The sequence below is a fragment of the Olivibacter sp. XZL3 genome, assembly GCF_004368405.1.
Lineage (GTDB): Bacteria > Bacteroidota > Bacteroidia > Sphingobacteriales > Sphingobacteriaceae > Olivibacter.
Genome location: NZ_SBJH01000055.1, coordinates 69336 through 75335 on the forward strand (window position 1 = coordinate 69336; position 6000 = coordinate 75335).

Here is a 6000-nt window from a genome sequence, read left to right on the forward strand (position 1 = left end):
CTGCTCCTTATTAATTGGCCAAACTTATGTAAAATTGAACTTATATGCAATTTGTAAAGGCGGTCCTTGAATATGTTTTCTTATAATACATCTTGATCTTGGTGGTATGCCTTGATGCTGAGCATCTTAGTTTTTGGTCGGACATGCTGTTGGATGTTGGCGCGTGTTAATAAAGCTGAACAAACAAATGTATTTGGTTGAATAAATGTATCTTTGGCGAAAGGTTATGAACAATGACGACAGTTCGCGCTAAAAAACATTTAGGTCAGCACTTTCTTACAGATAAGCATACTGCACAAAGAATAGTAAGCGCTCTAAAGCCTGAGGACCGATTTGATAAGGTTCTTGAAGTAGGGCCGGGTATGGGGATTTTATCCGATTTTTTATTGGAAGATGAACGGTTTGAATCCTGGTTGGTGGACGTGGATGCCGAATCGGTCGAATTTTTGAAAACGAAGTATTCAGCCTTAGATCGAAGGTTGATACACGGAGATTTTCTATTACTTGATTTCAGGGCGCTTTTCTCCGGACAGCTCGCTATTATCGGTAATTTTCCTTACAATATATCTTCCCAGATTTTGTTTAAAGTTATCGATAACAGGCATCAAGTGGTTGAATTGGTGGGAATGTTCCAGAAAGAGGTGGCAGAACGTTGTGCTGCCCAGCCCGGCGGGAAGGACTACGGTATTTTAAGCGTGTTTCTGCAGGCTTATTATCATATTACTTATTTATTTACTGTGAAAGCCGGCGCATTTAACCCGCCACCTAAAGTCCTATCCGGCGTTATTCGTTTGGAACGGAACGGCGTTGACAGATTAACTTGTAATGAAGAGCTTTTTCGGAAAATCGTTAAGGCCGGCTTTAATCAACGTAGAAAGACTTTGAGAAATGCGCTGAGTGTGATTGTTAACAAGACCAAGATGCCAAACCATCCGTTTCTTGATTTACGAGCAGAACGGCTCTCGGTCGATAATTTTGTAGAATTGACCAATGAAATTGAAAAGTCGCTAAAATAATGGAAATTGTATAATGCGGAAGGGAAATTCTTATACGTGGAGGGTTCTTGTTGTTGATGACATCCATGGTGTTTTTTTTGAAAAATTGGATAGTATAGGGGTGTTTTATGATTATCGACCAGACATTAACCGCACGGAAGCGCTTCAAGTGCTTGCCAATTACGAAGTGTTGATTATCCGTTCTAAATTTCGAATAGATGCAGAGGTTTTGAATGCGGCACCGAAATTGAAATGTATAGGAAGAGCCGGTGCCGGTATGGATAACATTGACGAGCAATTAACAATAGAGAAAGGGATTCAGTTATTGAACGCTCCAGAAGGCAATCGAGATGCAGTGGCGGAACATTTAATCGGTATGTTGTTAGCTATGATGAACAACTTAATCCGGGCAAATAGCCAAATTGGCGAAGGGAAGTGGCTCCGTGAAGCAAACCGTGGTTTTGAACTCGGAGGCCGAACGGTGGGATTAATTGGTTATGGCAATAATGGACAGGCTATGGCCAAAAAGCTCAGCGGCTTTGGTGTTAAGGTTATCGCTTACGACAAGTATAAAACCGGATTTTCTGACAACTATGCTGAAGAAGCTAGTATGGAGCAAATTGTTAAACAAGCGGATGTGCTAAGCTTGCATATTCCTTTAACAGCGGAAACCCGAAATTTGGTAAATCAAGAGTATCTGTCTCATTTTCGTAAGCCAATTTTTTTCCTTAACGCTGCTCGGGGTGAAATTGTGGATGTGAAAGCTGTATTGAGCGCCATCGAGGATGGCAGCGTTTTGGGAGCGGCGCTCGATGTTCTACCGGTTGAGAAATTTCCAGCCTTAGCGGAAACCGATTGGTATGAACAAATGAAAGCGCATGAAAACGTGTTGTTAAGTCCGCATGTAGCAGGATGGACTGTGGAGTCATACCATAAAATTGCGGTTGTTTTAGCTGATAAGCTACTTGAATTCTTTCGTGAAAATAGCTAGCTCTCGCAGGGCTTGGAATGATTTCGGGGAAAGTGGAGGAGCGGGCCGTCTCCCGTTTTGTTTCGACAAGCTGGAAGATAGCCCGTGTTAATGTAGTTTAGTTTCCGCTAGGCAGAAAAGGAAGTGCCACAACCACAGGTATTCGTTGCGTTGGGATTGTTGAAGGTAAAACCACGGGAATTTAATCCGTTTTGAAAATCAATCTCCATGCCGGCTAAATATAAACCATGGGCTTTGTTCATGTATACTTTGATTCCTGAAATGAGGTATTCGGTATCGCCGTCTTTTCTTTGATCAAAACCTAATATATAGTTCATGCCTGCACAACCACCGCCCTCTACGCCAACACGTAAACCAAAGTCATCGGCAATCTCTTGTTGCTCGCGGAGTTTTTTCAATTCTTTTACTGCACCCTCAGTTAACGTCAATGGAGCAGTACCTGTTATTACATCTGTACTCATAATCGTTGATTTTATCGCTTTTCTTTTTATGAAAGTTGAACAACTGATACAAAGATACAGGAAATCAACATCTTTTTGAAGTGCCCTGGCTTTATGACCTTTTATTAACAAACTTGCTTATCGTTCTGAATGCTGTCTTTATGTCATGATATTTTTTATATTAGTGTCATAATGTCTTATTTTTGGAGGTGTTTTTGATTTTTTTGGACTTGGTACTTAATTTGAATAGAACATATCAAAATTAAAAATACTTAGGAGGACAATATAATGAACGTTTCAAGATTTATCGATACGAATAACCGGATGAAAACCTTTGATCCATGGGTGAATAACCTGATCGACAATTTGCGTTATGATGGTTCCGGACGTAGCGTGTCTCGCTTTCCTGCGGTTAACGTTGCCGAGTCAGCAGAAGGCTATCGTGTTGAATTTGCAGTTCCCGGATTCAGTAAAGAAGAGTTTAAAATAAGTATCGAGAAAGATGTATTAACGGTAAGCGGTGAACACAAGGCAGAAAGCTTGGATGAGAAAACGCAGTACAGCCGTAGGGAATTTAGCTATAGCTCCTTCAAGCGGGCATTTACATTGCCGGAGAGCGTAGACACGAATAAGATCGAGGCTAATTATAAAGATGGCGTATTGATATTGGCTATTGCGAAGAAGGAAGAAGTGAAACCGGTTGTAAAAGAAATCTCGGTGAAATAAGCGTAAAGTACGTTAGCTATAAATGACAAGGGGCCTTTTCTTGAGGCCCCTTGTCATTTTATTATATTTCAGAAAACTAACTCATTTTAAGCTTTTTCTGTATGTCTTGAACATACGCTTTAAACTTTTTGTCGGTGTCGATGAGGTCTTCTACGGTTTGGCAAGCGTAAATGACGGTCGAATGGTCTCTTCCGCCGAAATAAGCGCCGATTGATTTCAAGGAAGTTTTAGTGTGATTTTTGGCCAGATACATAGAAATCTGCCTTGCTTGAACAATTTCGCGCTTTCTCGTTTTCGATTTAACCATTTCTACGGGAACCTCAAAATACTCACAAACCAATTTCTGAATATAGTCAATCGATATTTCCTTGTGCGAATTTTTAATGAAGTTCTTTAACATAGACTTGGCTAGATTCAAATCTATTTCTTTTTTGTTTAACGTCGCCTGTGCTAAAAGTGAAACCATTGCACCCTCCAGCTCACGCACGTTATTGTCGATGTTATTTGCTACGTATTCTACCACTTCATAGGGCAATTCGATGCCGTCAGCGTACATCTTCTTTTTAAGAATTGCCATTCGTGTTTCCAAATCTGGAACCTGCATATCGGCGGAAAGCCCCCATTTGAAGCGGCTTAAAAGTCGCTCTTCCAAGCCAGCCAAGTCCTTAGGAGCTTTGTCAGACGTGAGGATGATCTGCTTTCCTGATTGATGTAGGTGATTGAAAATATGGAAGAAGATATCCTGCGTTTTGTCTTTTCCTGCGAAGTTATGTACATCATCCATGATGATCACATCCATTGCTTGATAGAAATTGACAAAGTCATTAATGGTATTGTTTTTTAGGGAGTCTACAAATTGTTGGCAAAATTTTTCGCACGATACGTAGATAACCAGTTTGTCTGGCATACTACGTTTCACCTCATTGCCTATGGCTTGCGCTAAATGCGTTTTTCCCAAGCCAACACCTCCATAAATCATTAAGGGGTTAAATGACGTTCCACCAGGTTTGCTAGCAACGGCAAAGCCGGCTGATCTGGCTAGGCGGTTACAATCACCTTCAATGAAATTTTCAAAAGTATAGTTTTGGTTAAGCTGCGGATCGACCTGAAGCTTTTTTAAGCCAGGTATAACAAAAGGGTTTTTAATATCTTTATTGAGTGCGACCGGCACAGGGATTGATTGCTTTTTGCCTTCCGCACCGTTTCCGTTGGAAGGAATGTTTGTTGTATAAGGTATGTTCTTGTTGGATGATTTCTCTACTACAATATTATATTCTAGTCGGCCACTTTCTCCTAATTGCTTCTTTACTGTTTTTCGCAATAATCCGACATAGTGCTCTTCTAACCATTCGTAAAAAAATAAACTGGGTACTTGTATGGTTAATACGTTTCCTTCCAAACGCAAAGCCGATATTGGTTCGAACCATGTTTTGAAGCTTTGAGCTGGAATGTTATCTTTGATGATTTCTAGACAGCTATTCCATACACTTGTACTCGTTTTTTCCATACCGTAAATTCTAATATTCTGATTATCAATAATCGAAGGTTAAAATGTTAATAACCTATCGGAGATTCGAAGTTCACAAAAAAAAACAACTAAAAAAATTAAAATTTAAATAATGTTTTAATACATTATGCATTAGCGTTTTATAGGGTTTATCTCCTGTAAATATGCGTTTTTTTTTCAGGTGCTTGAAATTTTCCACAACTTGTGTCTCATGTCCCATTGTTCTTAATGCTGAGGGCGGTTTTTTTTGTAAAAAACGGTATGTAAAGTAGGATTTGTGGCGTTTTAATAGGAAGCATTGAATCGCTTCAATTTTAAGTTGAAAACATCACAAAAAGATGCCTCGATATCATTCGGATTTTGTGTTATCAGGTGCTGCTTTTTTTTCTGAGAATGATGCCGGCTGACACCCGACTTTTCGTAAGAGACGCAAGTCGTTTAAGGGGGCTTCGATGAGACTACAACAGCGGCGTTGAAGACTATAGGAGAGCGCTTAAAAAATGCGTACTGCAATAAATTTTTTTAATATTCTTTATAAATTATTTATCTTGTATTCGCTTTTCGCGATCAAGTACCTGATTTAAGTAAAAAACCAAGAGTTTTATTGAGGAGACAAGAAGACACTGGCGGCACCAAGATAAGACATACTAGGTGCTTTCTTGGGGGTGAGTCCAGGGTGAGTCCACGTTGTGTCCAAGGTGAGTCCAGGTTTTTACCGTAAATACCTGGACTCACCTTGGATCAGTGTAGAAAGAATTTGTAGTAAAAGAGAAGAAAGTGCCTAGAAGGTATAATGATGGATCAGAAACGATTACCCTTTTTTAACTAGGCGTTTGACTCTTATTGAATGTCTCCTATCAGGATCTAAGCGGCCAATATCAGGTTTCATGCAATTTCTATACGGATATGAAAATGTACTATAGCTATATATTTGTCTGGTGACTTATGTAGAATCGTTCTCGTAGCCTATACGACACCTTGCTGCTCTTATAAGGAATGTAAGGTGTGATGTCTAAAGCCCCTTAAAATTGGTTAAAAGGAGTCGGAGTAGGGGACGGACATTGTTCGTCGAGGTTTAGTAAAGTAGCTAGTTAAAAAAAACGCATTGGTTTCTAGGGAGATGCGGATATAGTTGGTAAAAGTGCTGCGGGATATTTGCAGATACGGTAATAATGCTTACCTTTGCCGTCCCATCAGGGAGGCGGGCATTCCGCAGACGGAGATGGGGTCGTTTTTTGAGGGCTGCGGAGAGTGAGAGATAGAGGGAAGGCAGCGGGGTGCGGACAGCGGAAAAGGGAGGAAAAAATATTTTAAAAAATATTTTGGAGAAAAGAAAAAAGC

At 40.1% G+C, this 6000-nt stretch carries 6 protein-coding genes; 3 read left to right on the top strand and 3 right to left on the bottom strand.

Features of this window, described 5'->3' with window-relative positions; genetic code table 11:
• The first annotated feature begins 233 nt into the window (after positions 1-233).
• Complete coding sequence (gene rsmA, locus EPX21_RS11850) at positions 234-1016, top strand: 16S rRNA (adenine(1518)-N(6)/adenine(1519)-N(6))-dimethyltransferase RsmA (protein ID WP_134089907.1); 783 nt, start codon at positions 234-236, stop codon at positions 1014-1016.
• Between the two features lie 13 nt (positions 1017-1029).
• On the top strand, positions 1030-1986 hold the full coding sequence (locus EPX21_RS11855) for an NAD(P)-dependent oxidoreductase (protein ID WP_166670741.1): 957 nt from the start codon (positions 1030-1032) through the stop codon (positions 1984-1986).
• A gap of 107 nt (positions 1987-2093) precedes the next feature.
• Here EPX21_RS11855 and EPX21_RS11860 read toward each other — a convergent pair whose 3' ends face one another.
• Positions 2094-2447: an iron-sulfur cluster assembly accessory protein gene (locus tag EPX21_RS11860; protein ID WP_134089909.1), complete on the bottom strand. Its 354-nt coding sequence runs from the start codon at positions 2445-2447 to the stop codon at positions 2094-2096.
• 267 nt (positions 2448-2714) lie between these two features.
• Here EPX21_RS11860 and EPX21_RS11865 point away from each other — a divergent pair, with 267 nt between their 5' ends.
• On the top strand, positions 2715-3152 hold the full coding sequence (locus EPX21_RS11865) for an Hsp20/alpha crystallin family protein (protein WP_134089910.1): 438 nt from the start codon (positions 2715-2717) through the stop codon (positions 3150-3152).
• Between the two features lie 76 nt (positions 3153-3228).
• Here EPX21_RS11865 and dnaA read toward each other — a convergent pair whose 3' ends face one another.
• Entirely contained in the window at positions 3229-4659 is a 1431-nt protein-coding gene (dnaA, locus tag EPX21_RS11870; RefSeq protein ID WP_134089911.1) for a chromosomal replication initiator protein DnaA, read from the bottom strand.
• Positions 4660-5746: 1087 nt separating this feature from the next.
• Positions 5747-6000: hypothetical protein (locus tag EPX21_RS22915; protein ID WP_206106056.1), on the bottom strand; the 254-nt coding region annotated here is incomplete at its 5' end.